This window comes from Spiroplasma litorale (assembly GCF_001267155.1).
In the GTDB taxonomy this organism is placed as follows: Bacteria; Bacillota_I; Bacilli_A; order Mycoplasmatales; family Mycoplasmataceae; genus Spiroplasma_A; species Spiroplasma_A litorale.
On sequence record NZ_CP012357.1, the window covers coordinates 1049706 to 1075522 of the forward strand.

Here is a 25817-nt window from a genome sequence, read left to right on the forward strand (position 1 = left end):
TTATATAGATTTTAACAATTTTGATTGCTTAACAAAAAAACTATCAGATTTAAATATATCTATAATATTATTAATACTGGTTATTAAAGAATTATCCATTCCTTTGAAAAATAATTTAACCCTTTCATTACTTGTAATTAATTTAATATAATCATTAATATTTTCATTAAATAAAAAATTTGAATTACTTGCATCAGAATTATAAAAAAAATAATTATTAGTGATAAAGCTTCTGTACTTTTTTTTATTTTTGAAAACCCTATAGTGCTGGTGAAGTTTGAAATCATTAAGAAATAAATTAACAAATTGTTTCCCATAATTCATTTTAATCAAATTATTATATGTTGATTTATCACTAAGATCATATAAAGTAAGTGATTGAATTAGTATTTTTTTATTTGATAAAATATTTGATATAAATAAATCATATGTTAATCCCAATTTAAAATTTGTAGGGAATAATCATAATCTTGAATTTTCATCTAGATTTAAATTTTCTATAATTTTTTTTAGAATGATAAACTTATTTTTTGCAAATTCGACTTGCTCATTGGTTAATACAATCTTTAAAAACTTATAAGACATATATTTAAAAATTAATTCAAAATTTTTTTCACTAAGATTTATATATTCATTTTTAGATGAAATAAAAAAATATTTTTGGTTTGTTTTATTATTAAATTTTAAGTTTTTAAAATTTTCTTTTTTGAACGAATATTTTAAACTTTTAAAATATTTTATGTTTTCTTTTTTAATCTTACTTTTATTTTTAGTACCTTCATCCTTTTTCATATTTATCCTTAACCTTATTCATTTAATACAATTTTTAAACTAACCTTTATAATTACTTTATCATAAATATGTAAAATAATTAGAATTAAATAATTAGCTATTATTAAGAATAAAAGAAATAAAAATAATTAGTTTAATCTAAAAAAAAGTAACCTTGTGAGGTTACTTTTTAAATAATTTATCTTTGTTTTTATTTTTTTTAATGAAATAAACTATAAGTATACTTAATAATACAATTGAAACAACTGTACAAACAAACGCAAGGAATAAGTACAATGCTAATAAAATTCCTTTTGTAAGGCTATCTGCAGCTTCATTAGAATGTTCATTTCAACCAAAAATACTACCTTTATATATTGCAGCATTATTTAATTTAAATAATGCTTCTTTAAATTGTTTTTCTAGATATTTTTCTCCTTCATTGGTTCTTCCTAAAAATGCATCTAAAGTTTTACCTATTTCTTTATTTATTGGAGAAAATATATTTGAACTACTTGAAATCATATTTTTAAAATCTTCATTATCACTATCATTTTCAAAGTTGCCAATATAATCTCCAGAAAATATAACAAAACTATAGCCTGTTGATTCATACGAGCTGTTAAATCTACTTTTTAAATGAGAAATGCTAGTAAATGATTTTATTACATCTTTTGAGCCAGAATTTGTTATTTTTAAAGAACTATCAGGAGATATTATAAAACCAAGCAAAGCATACATAAACATATTATCTTTATCTTTGTAACCTAAAATTTTAAATATAATGTTGAATAAATTTAATACATGATTTTTATAAAGATCTTTTTTTTCTTCTGTTCATGAATAATGTTTTGCCATTTCATCTAAAGATAATTGTAAAGTTATGTTTGCTCCTGGATACTTTCTATTATTAAAAGTAAACTCTTTATATTTTTCATCTAATTCCTCAAAACTTTTATATAAGCTATCTTCTTCGATAAACTTTCTATATTTTTCAATAGATTCAGATGATGCTTTTAAATAATAGTTGTTATTTCATTTTGAAATTTCTTCATAGTTTACACATTTATTTTCTAAACCCTTACAAAAAATATTATTTATGTAGTTATTAGCAAGGGATTTACTAATTACTGGATTATTTTTTGAGTTCAAATCACCATTATTTTTTGATATATAAGTTGAGTTTATAAGTGCATTTTGAGCATATGGATAATCATAATTTTCAGAGTCTGATATTCCAAATTTATCTGAATTATAAAGCATATCAGAATACTTTAATTTTATGTCTCCTTCAGAAAACTTAAAACTAAATGAATATAGTAGTTTTGAAGAGTAAGAGTTTTTTATAAAATCATCATCTATAAGTCTTTTCGCTCTATTAAAGTTTACTAAACCAGATAATTCTTTTTTTAATGTGCTAAATATATTTGTAAAAAAGTAGTTTAATATTTCTCATGATATATTTTTTTGACCATCTAATGCTGTGCTTCATTTTAAAAAGGCTTCAGAAAAAAATGATTGATATGAATTTAATGATTCAATTGAGGGGACAATAACATTTGAAGACAAACTCATTAAAAATGCTTCTTTATTTTTTTTAACATTTTTATCAAACATATAAAACAATTTATCTGCATATTCATCAAATTCAGTGTGTTTATATAAATAATACTGTAATATTTTTCCCCCTCATAAGAAGTCTTCTTTTTTAACACTTTTTTGTTCTAAATATCCAGTTTGTGTTAATTCGTTAAACTTTACACTATTATAGTCATTATGACTTTTGAAAGTACTAAAAAAAACACCTATAAATGTGTTGATTATTAAAGCAATGAATGTTATTTTTGTTAGTAATCCTTTCATAACAACCTCTTATAAACATATATTTTTATTTTACTACTTTTAGTTAATTTCCTATATCTTTTCTAAAATAAAATCCTTTCAAATTAAGTTTATCTATTTTAGTATAAACATCATTAATGCAACTTTCTTTATTTTCTTGTTTTGATATTACAAATAAGACCCTACCACCATTGCTGTTGAAACTATTAGATTCCATATCAAACTTAGTTCCCATATGATAAATATCATCTTGTTTATATATTTTTTGATCTTTTAAGTTAATATTAGATTCGTAATTTCCTGGATAACCTTCACTTGCAATTGTAACTCCAAGAACTACTTTTTTATATCATTCAAGATTTGGTTTTTCATTATTTAATAATGAGAATATCACTTCTAATAAATCACTTTTTAATGCAGGCATCAATACCTCAGTTTCAGGATCACCAAATCTACTATTAAATTCAATTACTTTTATTTTATTATCAGTTGTTAACATTAAACCAGCATACAGAACTCCTTTATATTTAATTCCTTCTGCTTTTAATGCTTTTATTGTTTTATCAATGACTTCTGTTTTACAATGCTCAATTAATTCATCATTCACATATTCAACAGGAGTGTAACAACCCATTCCCCCAGTATTTTCACCTTTATCATTGTCATATGCTTTTTTATAATCTCTTGCAGGTTGTAAACAAATAAAATCATCTTCATTTACTAAAGCAAGTAAACTGAATTCTCTACCAATTAAAAATTCTTCAATTACAACTCCATTTGTTTTATTATTAAAGATGTTTTCATCAAAAATTTTATGAATTACTTCTAATGACTCTTTTAATGAATTAACTATAAACACACCTTTACCACTAGCAAGACCATCGTTTTTAATAACAATTGGAAACTTTTTTAAATTATTAAGATAATTTATTGCTTCAGTTTTAATTGAAGTACTAAAAAAATCAGCAGTTGGTATTTGATATTTTTCAAATAATTTTTTTGCAAAAATTTTTGAAGATTCAATTTGAGCTGCTTTTTTTGTTGGTCCGAATATTGGTAGATTGTTTTTGTCAAACAAATCTACAATACCCATTTCTAAAAACGATTCATCTCCAACAATTGTTAAATCAATTGAATTGCTTTTAACAAAATTTAATATATCATCTATGTTATTGTAGTTAATTTCATTATTAACAATTGCACAGTCAGTCATTCCATAATTTCCTGGGATTACATAAACATTATTACAAATACTTGAGTCTTTACATTTTCTTGCCAAAGAGTGTTCTCTTCCACCCTTTCCTAATATTAGAATGTTTTTTTTCATAAATTAATTAATGCTTAAAGTGTCTAACATTTGTAAACACCATTGCAATTCCTTTTTCGTTAGCCAAGTCAATTGACTCTTGATCTTTTATAGAACCTCCTGGTTGTATAATTGCTTTTACATTATACTTTGATGCAAGTTCAACAACATCGTTGAATGGCAAGAATGCATCACTTGATAGATATGAATTATTCGCTTTTTCTTTTGCTTGTTGTAATGCAATTTCTGCTGAACCAATTCTATTCATTTGACCCGGCCCTACCCCAACTGTTTGAAAATCTTTTATAACAGCTATTGCATTTGATTTAACATGCTTAACAACGACATATGCAAAATATGCTTCTTCTAATTCTTCATCTGTTAATTTTTTCTTAGTTACGATTTTTCAATCAGCGGTATTGTGTTTGTATAAATCTTTTTCTTGAACTAAAAGTCCTTGATCAATTGAAACACATTGCAATTTATTAACAATTTGATGAGTATTGTGGAAGTCTAATTTTAATAACCTTAAATTTTTCTTTTGCTTTAATATTTCTAAAGCTTCTTCTTCAAAATCTTGGGCTATTATAATTTCTAAAAATAATTTATTTAATGATTGCGCAACTTGTTTTGTAATGATTTGATTTGTTGCTAAAATTCCACCAAATATTGAAACAGAATCACTATCTAAAACTTTTTGTCACAATTCTTCAACATTTCCTTTAATTGCAACTCCACATGGATTTAAATGTTTAATACCAACCATACATGAATAGTTATTTAAATCTTTAACTATATTTATTGCACTATTTGCATCTAATATATTATTGTATGATAATTGTTTACCATTAAGTTGAATTGAATTATTTAATGATACTTCATTATAGAATTCGTCAATATATCATGTAGCTTTTTGATGAGGGTTCTCCCCATATCTTAAATCTTCTTTTTTAGTAAAGGAAAGTGTTAGTTTTTCTGGCATATCTTGATTATTAATTTTTGATAATAAATAATTATTAATTTGAGAATCATAGCTTGAAGTATGAGCAAAAGCTTTTTGTGCCAGCTTTAATCTAAACTCTTCATCTAGTTTTTTGTTATTTAAATTTGCAATAACAAGATCATAGTCATTTATATCACATACTGTGATTACATCTTTATAATTTTTTGCCCCAGCTCTTAAAAGACTAACTCCTCCAACATCAATGTTTTCAATTATATCTTCATGAGAACTGTGTGAATTTTTAATGGTTTTTAAAAATGGATATAAATCAATTGCAACTAAATCAATAAAGTTTATGTTGTGTTCTTTAACTTGGTCAATATGTTTTTTGTTATTTCTTATTGAAAGTATTCCCCCATATAAAGATGGATGAAGTGTTTTTACCCTTCCATCTAAAATTTCTGGGAACTTTGTTATGTCTTCAACTTTTATTACCTTAATATTATTTTCAACTAAATAACTGTAAGTTCCTCCTGTGCTTATTATTTTATAACCATGTTTAATAAGATTTTTTGCAAAATTTAATACGTTTGTTTTTTCAAAAACTGATATTAATGCATACTTCATTCTTTTATCCCCCTTTAATAATTTTATCAATAATTTGCCAATAGTACTTATGTTCTTGTTTTTGTATTCTTTTTGTAAGTTTTTCTACGTTGTCAGTTTTATAAACTCTTACTTGTTTTTGAAAAATTATTTCTCCAGCATCCATCTCGTGATTAACATAATGAATTGTTAATCCTGATAAATAAACTTTATTATCTAATGCTTCTTTAATTGCATCTTTACCCTTAAAACTAGGCAATAAAGATGGGTGGATGTTTATAATTTTCTTATCATATTTTTTAAGTAAAACATCAGTTATCATCATCATGTATCCTGCAAGAAAAATTCATTTAATATCTTCTTTAACTAATGTTCTTACAATATCTAATTCATATTCTTCTTTTGAGTTATAATCTTTTAATACAAAAGTATAATTTTTTATATTATTTTCATAAGCTCTTTGTATTGCATAACAATTTTTTTTATTTGTTATCAATATAATTTTATCAAGTTTTAGTTTTTTGTTCTTATAAGCATCAACAATCGATTGAAAGTTACTCCCATTTCCAGAAGCAAATATTGCAATATTATTCATATATAATGTTTATTTTTTTATCATTATGTTCTATGATTTGACCTATGATTGATGCTTCATAATCTTTATAACCGTTAATAAAATTTAAAATACTTTCAGAATTTTCTTTATTAGTTATTATCACAAAACCAACACCCATATTAAAAACATTATACATTTCTTCTTGATTGATATTGCCAATTGATTGCATAATATCAAAAATTTTAGGTGTGCTAATATTTTTTTGATATATTTCAGCACATAAACCTGTTGGTATTACTCTGGGTATATTTTCTATTAACCCTCCACCAGTTATATTTGCCATTCCAGATATATAAAATTTATTAGTTATTAATTCATTTACAATATCAGCATATATTTTTGTAGGTTTTAATAATTCAGTAATTAAATCGCAATCTAATTCTTCAAACTTGTGTTTAAAATCATAGTTATTATCTTTAAAAAATATTTTTCTTACTAAAGAATAACCATTTGAATGAATACCCGAAGACTTAATTGATATAATTTGATCATCTTTTTTAACATTATTAAAATCTATTATACTATCTTTATCAACTGCACCCGTAATGAAACCTGCCAAATCATAATGACCTTTAATATACATGTCTCTCATTTCGGCTGTTTCACCACCCAATAAAGAACAATCACTTTGTAAACAACCTTCTACAATTCCACTTATTATATCAGTTACTATTTCTACATTTATTTTATCAACTGCAATATAGTCTAAAAAATATAATGGCTTAGCCCCTAAAGTTAATATGTCATTAACACACATTGCTACAAGATCAATACCAATTGTTTTATGATTATCAGATTCAATAGCCAATAAAAGTTTAGTACCAACACCATCTGTACCAGAAACTAATACAGGTTTTTTAAAATCATAAGGAGATAAATCAAAAGCACAACCGAAGTTACCAATATTATTTTTATACTTTCCACCAAATTTCTCGCTAACAATTTTTTTTATATTATCTACAACTTCATAACCTTTATTTAAATCAACACCTGATTTTTTATAACTTTCGCTCATTTTATTCTCCTTTATTTAAGTCATAAATATCTACTGGATATTCTCCTGTAAATATATCAAAACATCCTTGACCTGGTTCAAATAATTTTTTTAAATTATCTAGTGTTAAAAAACTTAAACTGTCACATCCAATATAATTTTTCATTTCTTCAAGCGACATGTTTGCAGCTAACAATTCTTTATAAGTAGATATATCAATACCATAGTAACTCGGATATTTAATTGGAGGAGAAGCAACTCTTATATGAACTTCTTTTGCGCCATTATTTTTTAATAACTTAACAATATATTTTGAAGTAGTTCCTCTTACAATCGAATCATCAATTAAAATAACTTTTTTATTATTTATAACATCTTTTATTACAGAAAGTTTTGTTCTTACTCCAATTTCTCTCAATTCAGTTGTTGGTTGAATAAAAGTTCTACCAGAGTATTTATTTTTTATTAAACCAATATTAAATGGTATATTAGAAAAGTTTGAATAACCTAATGCTGCTGAAGTTGAAGAATCTGGAACACCAATTACAACATCACCTAAATATTTTTCTTCTTGTGATGCTAACAACTCTCCTGATTTAAGTCTAAAATTATGAACATTTATATTGTTAATAGTACTGCTTGGATGTGAAAAATATATATATTCCATTGAACAGACATTATTGAAATTTTTTTTAGAAAAATAAAAACTTTCTAATCCCTTATCACTTATTTTTACAATTTCTCCTGGATTAATATCTCTAATAAATTGTGCTCCAGTAACATCGAATGCATAAGTTTCAGAAGAAATAACATAACCATCTGCTAGTTTTGCAATTGATAGAGGTCTTAAACCATTTCTATCTCTAATTGCATACATTTCATTTTCAAAAATTAATATGAAGGCAAAAGCACCATTAATTATATTTAGTGCACTCTTAATTTTTTCTATTGTTGAAGTTTCTTTACTTTTTGTTATAAGATGAGCTAATATTTCTGAATCACTTGTAGCTTGGAAGATACTTCCTTCATCTTCAAGTTTATTTTTAATAATATGTGCATTTGTTAAATTTCCATTATGAACAAGTCCAAACTTATTATTTTTTAAATTGAAATAAAATGGTTGAACATTACAATCAATTGATCCTCCGGTTGTTGAATAAAGTACATGACCAATTGAGTTTTTTGCATTCCAACTTTCAAAATCTTTTAATCTAAAATTTTCTGTTACAAGTCCCATGCCTTTTTTTAAAATAAACTTTTTATCTTTGTCATAGCCTAATATTCCACAACCTTCTTGTCCTCTGTGTTGTAGAGCGTGTAACCCATAATAATTTACTAAAGGAGCTTTATCAATGTTAAAGCAACCAAACACACCACACTTCTCTTTTAAAACTTCGCTCATATTATAATTTAATTCCTTCTAACTTATTTAGGATTATTGAATAAATTGAAGTCACATCATCTAAATCTTCTCTAAAACAATCTTTATCAAGTTTACGATTATTTTCATCTCAAAATCTACAAGTATCAGGGCTAATTTCATCACCTAAACATATATTATTTTCAGAATCTAACCCTAGTTCTATTTTAAAATCTACAACTTTAATATTAATTTTTTTAAATAAGTCAATTAATAAATTATTTATTTTAAGTGTAATGTCTTTTATTTTTTGTAATTCTTCTAATGTAGTTAAACCAAGAACAACACAATGATCATCATTAATTAATGGATCTCCAAAGTCATCATTTTTATAGCACAATTCAAAAATTGGTTTATCAAATGTTGTTGCTTCTTTAATTCCTAATCTTTTTGTAATACTTCCTGCTGCTATATTTCTAATAATAATTTCAATATTAAACATTTTTAATTTTTTTACCAAAACATTTTGATCGTCTATAACTTTCAATAAATGTGTATTTATATTATTTTTTTCTAAATACTTGAATATAATGTTTGATATTTTTGCGGTTAATACACCTTTTGACTCTATTGTCGCTTTTTTCAATTTATTAAATGCTGTAATTTCATTTTTAAAAAAAATATTTAATTCATTTTCGTTATCAGTTGCATAACATATTTTAGATTTGCCTTCATATAATTTTGTCATTTTTTTACTCCTCCAAGTTTAAAAAGTATCTTATTGCACTTTTAAATATATTTTGTTCTTTATTTCCATAAATGTTTTTACAAATATCTTGTCCAAATCTTTCGCTGTGTCCCATTTTACCAAGAATCAAGCCACACTTTGAAACAATTCCTTCTATATTATAGTATGAACCATTTGGATTATTATCTTCATTTAAATATTCAAATACAATTTGGTTATTTTTTTTAAGTTCCTTATACATTGATTCATTTATAACAAATCGACCTTCACCATGTGATATAGGTATTACATTTATTTCATTTATTTTTAAATCTTGTGTTCATGGTGAAGAATTATTTACCGTTCTACAAGAAACATATTTTGAAACATGTCGATTAACATTATTTTTTATTAAAGAAGGATCATTTTCTTTTAAACCACATGGTTCCCCATAAATTAATAATCCTGATTTTAATAATGCTTGAAATCCATTACAAATTCCTAATATCAATTTTTTTTGTTTTAAATGTTCAATTAAAGCTTCTTTGACAATTTTACTTTTTAAAACATTTGATATGTACTTTCCACTTCCATCAGGTTCATCACCAAGACTAAAACCTCCTGGAATTACAATAATGTGTTGATCTTTTATTTTATTTGCAAGATTTTTTAAAGATAAGTTGAGTTGTTCAACATTCATATTATTAAATACGAAATCTTCATAAGATACACTTTCATTTTTGAAAGACCTTTTAATGTCATATTCACAATTAGTTCCAGGAAAAATTATAGACATAATATTTATTTTACTTATTTTATTAGGATAATAAACTTTTTTATTTTCTTTATAGCTTAAATCATTTAATGGTAAAGGATAATTTTGATTATTACTTAAATAGACTTTTTTAATTGGATTTAAATAACAATTCAACGCCTTTACTTTATCAATATTAAATCCATTAATAGAATAATTGTTTGAAACAACACCTAAATAAATTAAGTTTTCGTCATTTATTTTTTCATTAGTTTCTACTATTATTGATCCATACATATAATCAAATATATTTAAATTTGTATTTATATCAAACCCTAAATCATTTCCAAAACTCATTTTTGCTAATGCTTCTGCAATACCACCTGATTGAATTGCAAATGATGATAATATTTTATTTTCTAAAATATTTTTTTCCATTGATTTATATATATTTTTTAATTGGTTAAAGTTTGGATAGTTATTAATTGCATTATGTTTAAATAAATATATATGATTATTTTTTTCTTTAAAGTCAGTAGAAATAATTTTATCTGATTGTCCAATTGATAATGCAAAACTTACTAAAGTTGGTGGTACGCTAATATTTTCATAAGTTCCACTCATACTATCTTTACCACCGATTGCTGGAATATTAAATTCTTTTTGTACAATAAGCGCTCCTAATAAAGCTACAAAAGGCTTAGCTCATTTTTCTTTATCTTTATTTAATTTTTCAAAGTACTCTTGTAAAGTTAGTTTTAATTTTTTAAAGTTTCCACCTGATGCAATAACTTTTGTTATGCTTTCTATTATTGCATACATTGAACCTAATAATATATTATTTTCAAATATAAATGGATTATAACCATAACTCATTATTGTACATATATTTTTATTATCAGATAGAGGGATTTTTTGACAACTAACTTGTACTTCTGATAATTGCTTTGTACCTCCATATGGGGCCAGAACTGTTGTACCTCCAATTGAAAAATCAAATTGTTCAATCATCGGTTTTTGTGACATAACGTTTAAACAAGATATATTAACTAAAAAATCGTTTTCTAAATTATTTGTAAAAGTCATGTCTTCTCTTTGGAAATCTTTAAATAAATTATTTGTAATTAAAACATCATTTTTATTTTTTATACCACCAGTATTTATAAAATCTCTTGGTAAATTAACAATTGTTTTATTTTTATATTCAACAACAAAACTATTTTCTGATGTTACTTCTCCTAATTTTACTGCAACTAAATTTTCTTTATTTGCTTCTTCAATAAAAGTATTTAAATTACTTTTATCAATCACAACTACCATTCTTTCTTGAGATTCTGATATTAAAATTTCTTTTCCTGATAATCCTAAATATTTTAAATGTACATTATTTAAATTAAGTTTTACACCATCAGCTAGTTCACCGGCTCCAACTCCAATACCACCAGCACCTAAGTCATTTGCTTTTTTTATAATTTTTGAAACCTTTGGATTTGAAAAAAGTCTTTGTAGTTTTCTTTCTTCAACAGGATTTCCTTTTTGTACTTCACTATATGAATTTTTGATTGAATTTTGGTTTTGGTTTTTTGATGAACCAGTTGCTCCACCAATTCCATCTTTACCAGTTGCTCCACCAACCAGTACAATTAAATCGCCTGGTTTTGGTTCTTCTCTTATTAAATTATTTATTTTTGTAACACCAACAACAGCACCAATCTCAAGTCTTTTAGCAACATAGTTTTTGTGATAAAACTCTTTAACTAAAGTTGTGGGTATACCAATTTGATTTCCATAACTTGAAAAACCATCTGCTGCGAGTTTTGAAATTTTTGATTGAGGAAGTTTGTTGCTCATTGAGTTTTGAATATCCTCTAATATATTTCCTGCACCCGTAACTCTAATTCCTTGATAAACGTACGCTCTACCTGAAAGTGGATCTCTTATTGCCCCTCCCAGACAAGTAGCGGCACCTCCAAATGGTTCAATTTCTGTAGGGTGATTGTGCGTTTCGTTTTTAAATTGCACAATACATTTTTTATTATCATCAAGATCAACATAAATAGATGAAGCATTTATTTCATCTGATACTTCAATGTCAATTGCATTATTTGTTTTTAACATGTATTTAATATAACTGGTTGCTATGTTCATTAGTGTTATATCTTTTTTTGAAGTTATACTCTTATAATAATTTAAAGCTTCTTCAATTTTATCTTTGTAAAATGGATTTATGTTTTTATCAAAAGATATATTTTCTAAAACTGTTTCAAATGTTTTATGTCTACAATGATCACTTCAATATGTATCAATTAAATATATTTCAGAGTCAGTTGCATTTCTTTTTAGTTCATTATTAAAATAATTAACAGTGAAACTAAAATCTTCAAAACTCATAGCTAAATTTAATTCATAATATATTTTTTCTAATTCATTTTTATTAATGTTGTTAAAATTATATTCTATTAATTCTTGTGTAGTGAATTTTTCTTCAAATTCATTTTTATTCATATCAAATTCATAACATTCGATTGGATTTATAATATAATTTTTAATTTCTTTTAATTGGCTTTCGCTAATTTCACTATTGAAAATATATAATTTAAAAGTTTTTATTTTTGTTTTATTTAAATATAGAAGGTTACAACATTCACTTGCGCTTTCTTCTCTAGGGTTAAATTGACTATCAAACATTTTTACTGCAAAATATTTTTTTGAGTTTAATTCTAAATCAAAACTTATATCATCAATATTTGGTTCTGCTAAAATGTAATTTGAAATTTCAGCTACTTTTGTTTTATCCTCTTCATGAACATCATAAACATTAAATACTTTTATATTTAAATTTTTTATATTAAAGTTTTTTGCTAATTCTTCTGATAACTTTTTTGATTCAATATCAAACTCATCTTTTTTATTTATATATACTCTATTAATCATTTAATCCCCCTAAAATTTTTTTTACTTGGTTATATTTATCTAATAAATCTTTTTGGTTTTTTGCAATAATGTTTATATGACCCATTTTTCTATTTTTTATAATACCTTTTTTATGATAGTCATATTTTTTTACTCAATTGCAATCAAAATTTGTTTTAATATTTTCTCCCAAAAGATTTATCATAATAGTTTTATATTTTAATTTTGGTTTAATTATTTTTTTATTTGTAATTGCTAGTATGTGATTTTTAAATTGACTGACATTACATCCATCAAGAGTATAATGACCTGTATTATGAACCCTTGGTGCCATTTCGTTAAAATAAAATTTATTATCTTTCACAAAAAATTCAAATGCAACTGTGCCAACTAAATTTAAATCTACTAAAACTTTTTTTATTATTTTTATCGTTTTTTTATCAACAGTTACTTTTTTATTTGTTACTTTAGACGTTATAAGAATTCCATTTTCATGTTTGTTAATAGCGTTGGGAAAAAAATATATTTGGTTTGAATTACTTCTTGTTACAACTAAACTTGTTTCATAATCAAATTCACAAAACTCTTCAAGAATATATTTATTAGAAATAAAGTTTACAGATTCTATTTCGTTGTAATTATTTATTTTATACTGACCTTTACCATCATAACCCCCAGAGAGTGTTTTTAGAATAAATGGATATGTAATATCATTTTTATTTAATAAAGTTTCAATATCTTTTTTATTTTCAACTAAAAAAAATTTTGTTGTTAATAATCCATTTTCTTTAGCAAAGTTTTTTTCTTGGATTCTGTTTTTTGAAATCTCTAAAAAGTTTATAGACGGTTTTACTAAGTTAAAATATTTTTTTAATGCATCTGAGTCTATGTTTTCAAATTCGTATGTAATAACATCTGTATTAGTAACTAAATTATCAATTGCGATTTTATCATCATAATTTTTATTAATAATATTTACATTAAGATCCATACAACAATTTATTTCATTAGGTTCAAGGATAAAATATTCATTACTATTGTCAGATTCTACTAGCATTTTAGCTAGCTGACCACCACCTATAATTCCCACTTTCATATACTAAACTACCTCTGTTTTTAAAACATTATTAGTTTGGTTTTTTATAAACTGTTCTAATTTTATTTTAATTTTTTCATTTGATAAAGAAAGAATTCTTGCAGCATAAAGTGCAGCATTTTTTGCTCCACTATCTCCAATCGCCATTGTAGCAACTGGTACACCACCTGGCATTTGAACTATTGATAATAAAGAATCAACTCCGTTTAGATTACTTGATCTTACAGGAACTCCAATAACTGGTAATATAGTTAAACTTGCAATCATACCCGGTAAATGAGCACTACCCCCAGCAGCAGCAATTACAATATCATATTCTTCATGTGCATTTTTTGAGAAATTAAATAAAAGTTCTGGTGTTCTATGAGCAGATACTATTTTTGCTTCATACTCAATATTTAGCTCTTCTAATATATTTAAACAATTATCAATCGTTTTCTTGTCGGATATTGAACCCATTACTACTGCAACTTTATTTTTCATTAATTTACCTTTCTTATAAAAAAAGACCCCTTATATAAAAGGAGCCCACAACAAAAATTTATGTTATTGTTATATGACTCATTTTATAGAAAATAATTTAAGGTTATTTGTAGAAACGCTCGACCATATTTCAAGCATATATAAAATGATATTATAAATTTATTATAGCATATCTATAAAATTCTATATATTTATAAAAAAAATATAAGGATAACCTTATATTTTGGCCAACAAATTTAATTAACAGATATTGAATAATTTTTCCTTATTAATACATCCAAAAAAATCTTAAAATATCTAATAATTATTAGTGTACTTTTTTGTTGACTTGTATTTATTGTACATTAAAATCATTGATAAAACTAAAAATTTATTAGTTATTTACAATTTTTAATAAAGTTAATCCGCATGATTCTGCTTTATATGGCATTTTTTTATCTTTAAGGTTTAGTACATTAATAATTTTATTTAAATCAATTTTATTATTCGCAAAGGCAATTGTTGCACCCATCATCATTCGAATTTGATATCTTATAAAACCTTTTGCTTTAAAAAAGATTTGATAACCATCATTACTTTTTTTTACTCAAATTTTATCGACTGATCTATTTGGATTTATTTCTTTTGCTTCAGCTTCATTTAAGCCAGAATAGTTAATGAAATTATGCTTACCCTCAAAACATTTTAATGCTTTTTTAAGCTTATTTAAATCAAGTATTCTTTTTGAGAAATATGAAAATCTATTATTTGAAATATCTAAATTATTAAACTTAATTGAATACATATAGATTTTATATTTACAATTCCTTACTCTATATTCTTTTTCAATTTTTTCCATCTTCAGTATCTTAATTCCAATAGGCAGCGTTTTGTTAATTGCCAATAAAAAACCAGAAACATTTGGTTCAAAACTTAGTTCTGTCCAAACTTTCTGATCTTTTGCATGAACACCTGAATCAGTTTTTGAAGCTCCCACCATCCTAAATTTAGAATTAGGTGCGACCTTTTCAAAAGCTTTTTCAATTTCACCTTGTATTGTTTTTTTATTTTTTTGTTTTGCTCATCCAGCGAAATCTGTGCCATCATACGCAGTTGTTAACAAATAATAAAACATTATACTCTTAAACCAAGTATCATATCAATTCTTGGAATTTGAATACTGTGTAATTCTGGAATGTAAGGATAGCAGAATAAAGTTATAGCTACTCCCATACCAACTAAAAAGATAATAACGTCTAAAAATCTAAATTTTACTTGTCTATATCTAGTTCTTTTAGCATGAGGATCATATCCTCTTGAATCCATTGCGTATGCTAAGTCCTCAGCTTTTTGAAATGCAGAAACTAGTAAAGGAATTATCAATGAAGTCATAGCTTTTGCTTTGTCTTTTAGTTTTCCATTTTTAAAATCTATACCTCTCGAAGACTGTGCTTTCATTATTCTTCCAGCTTCATCAATTAATGTTGGTATCATTCTTAATGCAATTGAAATAATTGTTGAAAAAATATAAACTGGAATTTTAATTAATTTTAAAGGTCATAATAAGTCTTCAATTGCTAAAGTAAGCTCTAAAGGTTGAGTAGTTCCAGTTAAAATTGTTGTTAAAGTAATCATTAAAAATATTCTAATAGTCATATATATTGCACTATATATTGCTTTTTCAGAAAAATATAATCTTTTTCATTTATAAATATAACCAAAATCAGTGAAATTATATACACCGTCAGCGGAGTCTGCAATTGAGTTTGGATGCAACATAAAAATATTAATAATGACTAAAACAATAAAAATGAACGTTATTGGTAAAAAAAGTTTAAATAGCATTTTAAAACTCAATTTACTTATAAAATACATTAAAATTATAAAACTTCCAACAAGCACAAAACCAGTAAAACCAATAGGAAAGAATACAACTACAATTAATGATATTATCATTAATAACTTAAGTCTTGGATCCATTTTGTGAATTATTGAATTGTAGGACATGTACCTACCAAAAACCATTCTCATTATGTTATCCTCCTATTTAATTCTTTCTTTTATATGTTTTGCAAGTTCTTCAATAGTTCTGAAATTTTTATCAGTTACATCTAAACCTTTATCTTTAAGTTTATGAGCTAATTTATAAAGCTTAGGTGGTTCTATTTCAATTTTTTTCAATAGTTCATTATTTGAAAATATTTCAAATGGTGTACCAATAGAAATCACTTTACCTTTGTGCATAACTATTACTTCGTCTGCAATTTGAAGTACATGATCCATATTGTGTGTAACAATAATTATTCTTTTATTTTGTTTTTTATTTAAATCATAAAACAATTTCATAAAGTCTTCTTCACCATGAGGGTCTAACCCTCCTGTAGGTTCGTCTAAGACAAGTGTATTACCATCCATTGCAATTATACCTGCAATAGCAACCCTTCTTTTTTGACCACCACTTAAATCAAACGGGCTTCTTTTAGCATAATCTTCAGGTAAATCAACTAATCTTAATAGTTCAGGTACCTTTTTAATTGATGTCTCTTTATCAGCACCAAGATTTATTGGTCCAAATGCAATATCACTTTCAATTGTATTTTGAAATAATTGATACTCGGGAAATTGAAACACAAGTCCAATCTCTCTTCTAAGTTCTTTAACAAATTTGATCTTTTTTGTTTTTGCAATTATAGGAAAGTTTCCAACTAATGTTCTTCCTGTTTCTGAAATGATTAAACCATTAGTTAATTGTATTAATGTTGATTTACCACTACCAGTCATACCAATAACAGCAGTTATTTTCCCTTTTTTTATAACAAGATCTGCACTATCTAATGCTTTAAATTCGAATGGAGTCCCTCAACCATATGTATAAGATACATTTTCAAAACTTATTGGACCACTAAAATCATACATTGATTTTTTGGCCCTTTGAAGTTTGCTTTTGAAATGTTTTTTAGTAATATTTTCTTTTTCTTTGTTTTCAGAATATCAAGTCAATACTTCTTTAACTTTATCTTGGACAATCCCTTTTGAATCTTTTAAAAATTTTTTATTTTCCTTATTGAAAGCGACTAAGTTTTTTTTGTCTTCTTTCATTAATTTTTTAGTTTCGTTATGCTTTTTTTTACGTTTAATTGAATCTGTTTTATGTTTTAGATTGAGTTCTTTCATTTGTTCTTTATGTTTAATTTTATTTTCTTTTTTATTAGCGTAGTTATCTATATTTGACATATCTTATCCACCAACTCATCTAAATTTTCACTTCCTGAGATTTTAAGACCTAAATTTTGAAGAGCTTCTTCAACTTGTGCAACAAATGGAATATCTAAATTAATTGATCTTAAAAAGTCCTTGTCAGACAATATTTCTTTTGGGGTTCCAAACTTAACTAATTGGCCTTTATTCATAACCATTACTTTATCAGCGTTTAGAATCTCATCCATATCATGAGTTATTGAAAATATTGTTTTTTCTCTTGTATTTTTTAGTTCAATCATAATTTGTTTTACTTCATTTTTACCTTTTGGGTCTAACATACTTGTAGCTTCATCAAAAATAAGAATATTTGGCGATAAAGCAAGTGCTGAAGCAATAGCAACCCTTTGTTTTTGACCACCACTAAGCATTAATGGTTCATGATCTAAAAAGTCTTGCATATTTACTTTTTTAGCAGCATTAATAATAATATCACTCATTTTTGAAGGTTCAATACGTCTATTTTCTAAACCAAAAGCAATATCATCTCTAACTGTTGAACCTATAAATTGATTATCTGGGTTTTGAAAAACTATCCCTAAAAATTTTCTTACAATGTTAATGTTACTTTTTGTAACTTTATTTCCATACACTTCAATATTACCTTTTGTTGGTTCAAGTACACCAATAATTATTTTTGATAATGTAGATTTTCCACTACCATTATGTCCAATAATTGCAACATAATTACCATGTTCGATTTCAACACTAACACCATTAACAGCATAAGGGTGATCTTCTCTATATTTAAATTTAATGTCATCTAATTTTAAAGCGACATTATTTAAAGCATATAATTCTCCACCAAAACCACGTTCTTTTACAGCTATTTTATAACCTTTAAAAAGTGCTTTTGAATATTTATATTGGTTATATAAATCTTGATAATTATCATCACTTTTTTTGGCATTTTTTAATTGAGACTTTGCATTATTAAAATTATCTATAAACTTAGAATCTTTACAGGCTTCTAAATAATTTGCTTTTGCTTGTTTATATTCTTCTGAATATTTAATTACAAATTCTTTATCAACTTCTCTTTTAGAGAACTTACTTTTTGCAATAACTAATTTTTTACCAGATCTTGTAAGTTTGTCATTTAAATCGTTAAGTTTTAATTTAAACTCGTTTAAATCGGTATCCTTTAAAAATTTATTATTAGACATAAAATACTCCTTATACTTTTAACATTATAACAAAATTTTATTTATAAAAAATATAAATTACTTTTGAACTATTTTTTTATATTATATATTAAAAACCACACAATTTATGTGTGGTTTTATAATTTAAACTAATTCAATAATACACATAGGAGCATTATCACCACGTCTATTATCTAATTTTAAGATTCTAGTGTACCCACCGTTTCTTGTTTTAAATTTTTTTGCTAATTTAGTAAACAATTTTTGTAGTGCATTTTCTTTTTCGTTAACATCAACATGTCTTAATCATGCAGCTGCTTGTCTTCTTGAATGAAGATCACCTTTTTTTGCAAGAGTTACCATATTATCGAAGTGTCTTCTTAGTTCTTTTGCTCTAGCTTCTGTAATTTCTAATTTTTCAAAAATAATTAATTCAGTAGTAAGATTTCTTAAAAGCGCAACTTTTCAAGCGGTATTCTTTCCTTGTTTTTGAATATATGACATAATTTACCCCCTTCTATTCTTGTCTAAATGTAAGTCCTAGTTGAACTACTTTGTCTTTTATTTCTTTTAATGACTTTCTACCTAGATTACGAATTTCTTGGATGTCATCTTCGCTCTTAGATACTAAATCACGTAATGTGTTTATATTTGCACGTTTTAAACAATTTAAACTTCTTTGAGTAAAGTCTAATTCCTCAACTAATTTATCAAGCTCTTTTTCGTCTTCTTCACTAGTTGCTCCAATTACTTTAATATCACTTATTTCTTCGTTTAAGTTTACAAAGAACTCTAAGTGTTCTACTAATATTTTAGCAGCAGTTGCAATAGCATCTCCAACAGATAGAGTACCATTAGTTTCAACTTTCATAACAAGTTTTTCTAAATCAACTGATTTACCAATTTTTGTAGTTTCAACTTCATATGAAACATTTAAAATTGGTGAGTAATTTGAGTCAATTGTTATAGCATCTGCTAACAACATTTTTTCTTTTTTATTATCTTTGAATGTTCTATAACCTCTTGAGTTTTTAGCAAACATTATTAAATTTATACTTCCACCATCAGCGATTGTACATAATTTTAAATCTTTATTTACTATTTCAACTCCAGTTGGTACTTCTACATCTCCTGCAGTTACAACTCCAACTGTTGAAGTTTTTAATTTTAACTCAACCACTTCGTCATCTTCAAACATTTTAGTATCAATTCTAATTGCAAGTTTTTTAATATTTAAAATAATTCTACTTACATTTTCTACGATACCTTCAATTGAAGTAAATTCATGTGCTGCTTTTTCTAGTTTAATCGCATAAACTGCTGCACCTGGTGTTGAAGATAGTAAAGTTCTTCTTAAAGCATTACCTAAAGTAATACCAAAACCTCTTTCAAGAGGTTCTACTTGAAATTCCCCATAATTTTTACTTTTTTCTTCTTTTAATAATTTAAATTCAGGTCTTGAAAATTGTTTCATGTATTATCCTCTTGGTCTCTTTGGGGGACGAACACCATTATGGGGTATTGGTGTTGTGTCTTTAATTGAAGTTATTTCTAATCCTATACCTTGTAAACTTCTAACAGCAGCATCCCTACCTGGGCCTGGTCCTTTTACTTCTACAGAAATAGTTTTAACTCCGTTTTCAATTGCGCCTTTACCAGCTGCTTCTGCAATTAATTGTGCAGCGTAAGGAGTTGATTTTTTACTTCCTTTAAAACCGATAGCACCAGCACTTGATCAAGCTATAACGTTACCTTTTTCATCAGAGATTGTAACGATTGTATTATTGAATGTTGAATGGATGTGAGCAATACCTTTAGCAATATTTTTTTTGACTTTTTTCTTTGTTGTATTTTGTTTAGTTTTTGCCATAGTCTATACTCCTTTTCTATTTTTTCTTGTTAGCCACAGTTTTACGTGGACCTTTTCTTGTACGGGCGTTTTGCTTAGTTGATTGACCCCTTACTGGAAGACCTTTTCTGTGTCTCATTCCTCTATAACATCCAATTTCCATTAATCTTTTAATGTTTAAAGCAACTTCTCTACGTAAATCACCTTCGGTTTTAAACTTTGCTATTTCTTGTGAAATTAATTTTATATTTTGTTCAGATAAATCTTTTACTCTTGTGTCTTCGCTTATTTTTGAAGCTTCTAATACTTTTTGTGAAGTTGATAATCCAATTCCATAAATATATGTAAGTGCAATAACAACTCTCTTTTCATTTGGAATCTCTACACCGTTTATACGAGCCATTAATTCGTTTCCTTTCTAAATAAAAATAATTATGTATTTATTCTAACCTTGACGTTGTTTATGTTTAGGTTGCTCACAAATAACCATTACACGTCTTTTTCTTTTAATTACACGACATTTATCGCATATTTTCTTTACAGATGATCTAACTTTCATCTATTTGGACCTCCCATTTCAATTATTTAGGTACTTATTTTGCGTTTTTAAATCTATAAGTAATCCTTCCACGTGTGTGATCGTATGGTGAAATTGCTACAGTTACTTTGTCACCTGGTAAAATGCGGATGTAATTCATACGGATTTTACCAGACACGTGGGCGTCAATAACTATTTCGTTTTCTAATTTCACCTTGAAAGTAGCGTTTGGCAATACTTCTAAAACGATTCCATCTACTTCTAAGTAATCTTCTTTTGCCATTTAAAAATCTCCTTTTATTTAAATAAAGTTAATACTTCTGGATCGCCTTCTGTTACTAAAATTGTATGCTCAAAGTGAGCAGTCATGCTACCATCTTTAGATAACACTGTTCATTTGTCATCATCTACGACTGTTTCATCAGTACTTACTTGTACCATTGGTTCTATACAAATTGTCATTCCAGGAACTAATCTCATTCCTGTATTTGCAATACCCACATTTGGAATAAAGGGGTCTTCGTGCATTTCTAAACCGATACCGTGTCCTGAATAACTAGTTGGCAAGTGAAAACCATTTTCTTCAATAAAATTCTGAACAGTAGCAGAAATGGTTCCGATGCGTACACCGGCTCTTACCTGTTCAATTGCCAAGTATAGTGACGTTTCAGTCAATTCTACTAGTTTTTTATGTAATTGATTAGTTGTAGCTCCACATATGACAGTAAAAGCACTATCACTATTGTAGCCTTCATAAATGCAACCAGCATCAATCGATACTATGTCACCTTCTTCAATAACTCTATCTTTTGGAATCCCATGGATTAATTGTTCATTAATTGAAACACAAATGTGTGCTGGATAACCATAATAACCTTTAAAATTACTTTTACAACCCTTTGAACTAATAAAATCAATAAAAGCTTTGTCTAATTCTAAACAATTTACTCCTGGTTTTATCATGTTTTTTAACATATTTAAGGCTTCTGATAAAACTTTTCCTGCAAAACGCATTTTGCCAATTTGTTCAACATTTTTAATTGTAATTGTCATTTATTTTTTTAATGCCTCAATAATGTCTTTATAAACTTCTATTGGTTTTTTGTTGTTGGCATTAATTTTTATAAGTCTATCTTTATAAAAATCAATTAAGGGTTTTGTTTGGTTATTGTATGTTTCAAGTCTTTTGCTAACTTTGTCTAATTTATCATCTTCTCTTGATTGAAGATCTGCATTATCAAAATCACATTTATTTGCAACTTTTGGTTTTCTATTTATTAAGTGGTAACTTCTCTTACAAACAGGACAAACCACTCTATTCACAATTCTATCAATTAAAACTGAGTCATCAATATCAAGATAAACAACACAATTTAGCATTTTATTAATAGAATTTAGCATTTTATCTAGTTCTTTTGCTTGTTCAACATTTCTAGGATAACCATCAAATATAACATTGTCTGAATTATCTTTCAAATATTCTTCCACCATTTTATTGGTAACTTCATCAGGCACTAAAATACCTTTATTAATATATGATTTTGCAAGAACTCCTAGTTCAGTTTCATTACCAATATTTTTTCTGAACAAATCACCTGTTGAAAGATGTATATAGTTATTTTTTTCACACAAAAACTCAGATTGAGTTCCTTTACCGCTTCCTGGGGCACCCAATAATAATATATTCATTATTTTAACCTCATCCTATCAAATATGTGAGTTATGTTCATCAACAGATTTTGTAAATTTATCATCTTTTTTATCCAAGAATGATTGTTGAATTAATCTTCCTTTTAATTGTTGAACAGTTTGTATTGCAACAGATATAACAATTATTAATCCAGTACCACCAATAGCTAAACTACTTGGTAAACTTGTTAATTTTGATATAATGTATGGCAATACGGCAATACCTGCTAAGAATATTGATCCCAATATACTTAACCTATTAACAGTTCCTTGAATAAATTTTTCAGTATCTTTTCCAGGTTTAATACCAGGTATAAAAGTTCCTGATTTTTTAAAGTTTTCTGCTATTTTTTCTGGGTTTATTTGTACTTGAGCATACAAGAAAGTGAACAGGATTGTTAACACTCCATATATTCCAATACCCCATCAAGTTCCAAATGATAAATATGATTGTGTAAACAATACAAATCCATTTTGAGGATTACTTGCCCCAATTATTTGCGCAACGGTCATTGGGGTTGAAATAATTGCCGATGCGAATATGACGGGGATAACCCCAGCATTATTAATTTTTAGAGGTAAGTGTGGCGTGTGCTCTTTTGTATCCACAAGTCCTGATCCAGTTTGTTGAATTGGTATTTTTCTTTCTGCTTCATTCATTAAAACAACAACAAAAATAACCAATAAGAATGATACTACGTAAATTAAGAATTTAAGAATTCCATCAAATAATATAGTCGCATCTTCATTACCTTTAACTCAAAATTGGAATGTTGATTTAAAGTTATTTGGCATTTGAGCTACAATACCAGCAAAAATTATAATTGATATACCATTACCAATACCTTTTATTGTAATTTGATCAGCAATTCATAACATTAAGAATGTACCACCAAGCATTACCATTGGTATAAGCATGTAATAGAATCAAGAAGGACCTGAACCTAATTCACTAGTTCCTCATTTTGCGCTTATTAAGCCTTGACTAGACAAAGTAAAGATTGTTGCAGTTGATTGCATTATCGCAAAAGGAATTGCAAGTACTTTTGTTAATCTATCAAGTTTTCTTCTTCCTCTTTCACCAGATTTATTTCATCTTGTTAAAACAGGAATAACATCAGTTGAAAGTAATTGAACTATAATTGATGCAGTAATATATGGTGATACACCAAGTGCAATTATAGAAAATTGTCCTATAGAACCCCCTCCAAGTGTTGAAAGAAGTTGGAAGAACTCTTGATTACCAATGCTATTTTGAAAATCTGCGCTTAAACTAACACCTGGTACAGTTAATAGAGTACCAGCTCTTATTAAAATCAAAACTAATAAAGTAAAAACGATTCGTTTAATTAGGTCTTTGTTACGAATAAAGAAATTACCCTTAGCGAATTCGTTTTTATTTTTTAATGATTTAGCTTTTTTGATTTTTGTTTTTTTGTTAGCTTTTAATGCCACCTAAATCACCTCTACTGTGCCTCCGGCACTTTTTATTGCCTCTTCGGCACTTTTTGAAACTTTATTTACTTTAAAAACAATACCTTTTGTTATTTTACCATTACCAAGTACTTTAATTAAAGTTTTTTCATTTTTAATTACTTTTTTTTCTAATAATGTTTTATGATTTACTTCTTTTAAACCAAGTTGTTCAATCATATCTAAGTTAAGAATTTTGTATTCTTTTCTATTTAAACTTGTAAAACCAACTTTTGGAATTCTTCTGAATAAAGGAGTTTGTCCCCCTTCAAATCCTGGTCTTACCCCTCCACCTGAACGTGAATTTTGACCTTTATGTCCTCTAGTTGATGTTTTACCTTTTCCTGAAGCATTACCTCTACCAACACGAGTAGCTTTTTGTTTGCTTCCCTCAGTATATTTTAATTCATGTAATTTCATAAAATATCTCCTTTAACTAATTAGCCTTACTTGCTAATTGTTTTTTATCATCAACTTGTTTTCCACGTAATCTTGCAATTTGATCAGGTGTTTGCATTACTTTTAAGCCTTCTAATGTAGCGCGAATCATGTTAATTGGTGAGTTTGATCCTAATGATTTTGTATAAATGTCTGAAATTCCTGCTAACTCAACAACTGCACGAACAGGTCCACCAGCAATTACACCAGTACCTTTTCTTGCAGGTTTAATCATTACTTTTCCTGCTCCAAAGTGTCCGATAGTATCATGTGGTACTGTTGTATCAAGTAAAGGTACTCTTATTAAAGATTTTTTAGCTTCTTTTATAGCTTTTTTAATTGCATCTGGAACTTCGTTTGCTTTACCAGTTCCTAAACCAACTCTACCTTTTTTATCTCCAATTACAACAACTGCTGCAAATCTAAAACGTCTACCACCTTTTGTAACTTTAGTAACACGATTTATTGTAACAACTCTTTCTTCGAAAGGATTATCTTCTTTTCTTCCGAATTTATTATCTCTTTTGAATCTGTCTCCACCTTGTCTTGGACCTTTTTTGAAATCTCCACCTTGTTGTGGACTTCTTGGATTAGCATCTTTTTTTATTTCACTATTTTGTGCAGTCTTGTTTTGAACATCGACTTTTTTATCTTCTGCCATTTTGCAAATCTCCTCTTTTAGAATTTCATACCATTTTCTTTTGCAGAATCTGCAAAAGCTTTTACTTTACCATGAAATAAATACCCACCACGATCAAACACTACATTGCTTATTTTTTTATCTTTAGCTTTTTTTGCAATATCTTTACCAACTGCTATTGCAGCTTCAATGTTAGCACCATTTTTTAAACCTAACTTCATTGAAGAAGAGGCTACAAGTGTAACACCTTTTGAGTCATCTATAATTTGAGCATAAAAGAATGAATTTGATTTGAAAACATTTAATCTAGGTTTATCGCTTGTTCCAGTGACTTTTTTTCTTACCCTGAAGTGTCTTCTTTTTCTTGCTTCTTGTTTTGTGTATTTCATAAAATCTC

General features: G+C 26.4%; 27 protein-coding genes and 1 riboswitch. All 27 genes read right to left on the reverse strand.

Annotated elements, in window-relative coordinates:
- A complete protein-coding gene (locus SLITO_RS04940; protein WP_075058654.1) occupies nucleotides 1-792 on the reverse strand; it encodes a hypothetical protein in 792 nt (263 codons plus the stop codon).
- Between the two features lie 162 nt (nucleotides 793-954).
- Nucleotides 955-2634, reverse strand: a complete 1680-nt coding sequence (locus tag SLITO_RS04945; RefSeq protein WP_075058655.1) for a hypothetical protein — start codon at nucleotides 2632-2634, stop codon at nucleotides 955-957.
- Nucleotides 2635-2677: 43 nt separating this feature from the next.
- Nucleotides 2678-3940, reverse strand: a complete 1263-nt coding sequence (gene purD, locus SLITO_RS04950) for a phosphoribosylamine--glycine ligase (RefSeq protein ID WP_075058656.1) — start codon at nucleotides 3938-3940, stop codon at nucleotides 2678-2680.
- Nucleotides 3941-3947: 7 nt separating this feature from the next.
- A complete protein-coding gene (purH, locus tag SLITO_RS04955) occupies nucleotides 3948-5489 on the reverse strand; it encodes a bifunctional phosphoribosylaminoimidazolecarboxamide formyltransferase/IMP cyclohydrolase (RefSeq protein ID WP_075058657.1) in 1542 nt (513 codons plus the stop codon).
- Between the two features lie 4 nt (nucleotides 5490-5493).
- Entirely contained in the window at nucleotides 5494-6063 is a 570-nt protein-coding gene (purN, locus tag SLITO_RS04960) for a phosphoribosylglycinamide formyltransferase (RefSeq protein ID WP_075058658.1), read from the reverse strand.
- Nucleotides 6056-7099 carry a phosphoribosylformylglycinamidine cyclo-ligase gene (gene purM, locus SLITO_RS04965; RefSeq protein ID WP_075058659.1) on the reverse strand — a complete coding sequence of 348 codons (1044 nt, stop codon included), beginning with the start codon at nucleotides 7097-7099 and terminating at the stop codon, nucleotides 6056-6058. Before purM ends, purN begins: the two co-directional genes overlap by 8 nt.
- A gap of 1 nt (nucleotide 7100) precedes the next feature.
- The gene (gene purF / locus SLITO_RS04970) at nucleotides 7101-8480 is read right to left on the reverse strand and encodes an amidophosphoribosyltransferase (protein WP_075058660.1); all 1380 of its coding nucleotides are present in this window, start codon (nucleotides 8478-8480) and stop codon (nucleotides 7101-7103) included.
- Between the two features lies 1 nt (nucleotide 8481).
- Nucleotides 8482-9186 (reverse strand): phosphoribosylaminoimidazolesuccinocarboxamide synthase, encoded by a 705-nt coding sequence (gene purC / locus SLITO_RS04975; protein WP_075058661.1) that lies wholly within the window; start codon nucleotides 9184-9186, stop codon nucleotides 8482-8484.
- A 4-nt stretch (nucleotides 9187-9190) separates the two neighbouring features.
- Nucleotides 9191-12853 carry a phosphoribosylformylglycinamidine synthase gene (locus SLITO_RS04980; protein WP_075058662.1) on the reverse strand — a complete coding sequence of 1221 codons (3663 nt, stop codon included), beginning with the start codon at nucleotides 12851-12853 and terminating at the stop codon, nucleotides 9191-9193.
- Complete coding sequence (locus tag SLITO_RS04985; RefSeq protein WP_075058663.1) at nucleotides 12846-13928, reverse strand: ATP-grasp domain-containing protein; 1083 nt, start codon at nucleotides 13926-13928, stop codon at nucleotides 12846-12848. The genes SLITO_RS04980 and SLITO_RS04985 overlap by 8 nt, the downstream gene beginning before the upstream one ends.
- A gap of 3 nt (nucleotides 13929-13931) precedes the next feature.
- Nucleotides 13932-14411: a 5-(carboxyamino)imidazole ribonucleotide mutase gene (gene purE / locus SLITO_RS04990; RefSeq protein ID WP_075058664.1), complete on the reverse strand. Its 480-nt coding sequence runs from the start codon at nucleotides 14409-14411 to the stop codon at nucleotides 13932-13934.
- Between the two features lie 66 nt (nucleotides 14412-14477).
- A riboswitch (purine riboswitch) is annotated at nucleotides 14478-14575 on the reverse strand.
- Between the two features lie 209 nt (nucleotides 14576-14784).
- Nucleotides 14785-15525 (reverse strand): tRNA pseudouridine(38-40) synthase TruA, encoded by a 741-nt coding sequence (gene truA, locus SLITO_RS04995; RefSeq protein WP_075058665.1) that lies wholly within the window; start codon nucleotides 15523-15525, stop codon nucleotides 14785-14787.
- The gene (locus SLITO_RS05000) at nucleotides 15525-16421 is read right to left on the reverse strand and encodes an energy-coupling factor transporter transmembrane component T family protein (RefSeq protein ID WP_075058666.1); all 897 of its coding nucleotides are present in this window, start codon (nucleotides 16419-16421) and stop codon (nucleotides 15525-15527) included. Before SLITO_RS05000 ends, truA begins: the two co-directional genes overlap by 1 nt.
- A 12-nt stretch (nucleotides 16422-16433) precedes the next feature.
- Nucleotides 16434-17306, reverse strand: coding sequence for an energy-coupling factor transporter ATPase (locus tag SLITO_RS05005; RefSeq protein WP_075058846.1), 873 nt, complete (start codon nucleotides 17304-17306; stop codon nucleotides 16434-16436).
- 305 nt (nucleotides 17307-17611) lie between these two features.
- On the reverse strand, nucleotides 17612-18814 hold the full coding sequence (locus tag SLITO_RS05010) for an energy-coupling factor transporter ATPase (RefSeq protein ID WP_083433386.1): 1203 nt from the start codon (nucleotides 18812-18814) through the stop codon (nucleotides 17612-17614).
- A gap of 123 nt (nucleotides 18815-18937) precedes the next feature.
- The gene (rplQ, locus tag SLITO_RS05015) at nucleotides 18938-19297 is read right to left on the reverse strand and encodes a 50S ribosomal protein L17 (RefSeq protein WP_075058667.1); all 360 of its coding nucleotides are present in this window, start codon (nucleotides 19295-19297) and stop codon (nucleotides 18938-18940) included.
- A 13-nt stretch (nucleotides 19298-19310) separates the two neighbouring features.
- Entirely contained in the window at nucleotides 19311-20267 is a 957-nt protein-coding gene (locus SLITO_RS05020) for a DNA-directed RNA polymerase subunit alpha (RefSeq protein ID WP_075058668.1), read from the reverse strand.
- Nucleotides 20268-20270: 3 nt separating this feature from the next.
- Nucleotides 20271-20663, reverse strand: coding sequence for a 30S ribosomal protein S11 (rpsK, locus tag SLITO_RS05025; RefSeq protein WP_075058669.1), 393 nt, complete (start codon nucleotides 20661-20663; stop codon nucleotides 20271-20273).
- A gap of 16 nt (nucleotides 20664-20679) precedes the next feature.
- A complete protein-coding gene (gene rpsM / locus SLITO_RS05030; RefSeq protein WP_075058670.1) occupies nucleotides 20680-21045 on the reverse strand; it encodes a 30S ribosomal protein S13 in 366 nt (121 codons plus the stop codon).
- A 42-nt stretch (nucleotides 21046-21087) separates the two neighbouring features.
- Nucleotides 21088-21201, reverse strand: a complete 114-nt coding sequence (gene rpmJ, locus SLITO_RS05035) for a 50S ribosomal protein L36 (protein WP_075058671.1) — start codon at nucleotides 21199-21201, stop codon at nucleotides 21088-21090.
- 34 nt (nucleotides 21202-21235) lie between these two features.
- Entirely contained in the window at nucleotides 21236-21463 is a 228-nt protein-coding gene (gene infA, locus SLITO_RS05040; protein ID WP_075058672.1) for a translation initiation factor IF-1, read from the reverse strand.
- A gap of 14 nt (nucleotides 21464-21477) precedes the next feature.
- Entirely contained in the window at nucleotides 21478-22233 is a 756-nt protein-coding gene (gene map, locus SLITO_RS05045) for a type I methionyl aminopeptidase (protein ID WP_075058673.1), read from the reverse strand.
- Nucleotides 22234-22869 (reverse strand): adenylate kinase, encoded by a 636-nt coding sequence (locus tag SLITO_RS05050; protein ID WP_075058674.1) that lies wholly within the window; start codon nucleotides 22867-22869, stop codon nucleotides 22234-22236.
- Between the two features lie 15 nt (nucleotides 22870-22884).
- A complete protein-coding gene (gene secY / locus SLITO_RS05055) occupies nucleotides 22885-24324 on the reverse strand; it encodes a preprotein translocase subunit SecY (protein WP_075058675.1) in 1440 nt (479 codons plus the stop codon).
- Entirely contained in the window at nucleotides 24325-24762 is a 438-nt protein-coding gene (gene rplO / locus SLITO_RS05060; RefSeq protein ID WP_075058676.1) for a 50S ribosomal protein L15, read from the reverse strand. It lies immediately after the preceding gene.
- Between the two features lie 16 nt (nucleotides 24763-24778).
- Nucleotides 24779-25441, reverse strand: a complete 663-nt coding sequence (gene rpsE / locus SLITO_RS05065; protein WP_083433387.1) for a 30S ribosomal protein S5 — start codon at nucleotides 25439-25441, stop codon at nucleotides 24779-24781.
- Nucleotides 25442-25458: 17 nt separating this feature from the next.
- Nucleotides 25459-25809 (reverse strand): 50S ribosomal protein L18, encoded by a 351-nt coding sequence (rplR, locus tag SLITO_RS05070; RefSeq protein WP_075058677.1) that lies wholly within the window; start codon nucleotides 25807-25809, stop codon nucleotides 25459-25461.
- Nucleotides 25810-25817 lie beyond the last annotated feature (8 nt).